This is a genomic window from Pseudomonas typographi (assembly GCF_014694385.1).
In the GTDB taxonomy this organism is placed as follows: Bacteria; Pseudomonadota; Gammaproteobacteria; order Pseudomonadales; family Pseudomonadaceae; genus Aquipseudomonas; species Aquipseudomonas typographi.
In genome coordinates this window covers 1-255 of the sequence record NZ_JAAOCA010000187.1, presented here as the reverse complement: position 1 = coordinate 255, position 255 = coordinate 1, and the positions used below count along the sequence as shown (strand labels likewise).

Sequence of the window (255 nt, the reverse complement as noted above, 5' to 3'; positions counted from 1 at the left end):
CGAAGGCGGCCGGGATAGACATCAAGTTCTTCAATTCCTCCGGAGAGGCTGTAGTCGCAATTCCAGGGTACCCGGAGAGTTGTCTCGTCGAAAGCTGGAACCCGCTCACCGATGACGGCGATGCGCTTCGGCTGATGTCGACGCTAGCGATGGATGTTATATGCCATTCGTACTACGTAGAGGTTGACTCTATCAGTGAAGACTGGGCCGCTGATAGATGCATAACCATGCGCCGCGCCATCGTCAGAGCCGCTG

Annotated in this window: 1 protein-coding gene; it reads left to right on the top strand. The window is 56.1% G+C overall.

Annotated features, from left to right (window positions below; all coding sequences use genetic code 11):
• Positions 1 to 255 (top strand): hypothetical protein (locus tag HAQ05_RS29005; protein WP_238936627.1); only part of this gene is annotated, 255 nt, incomplete at both ends.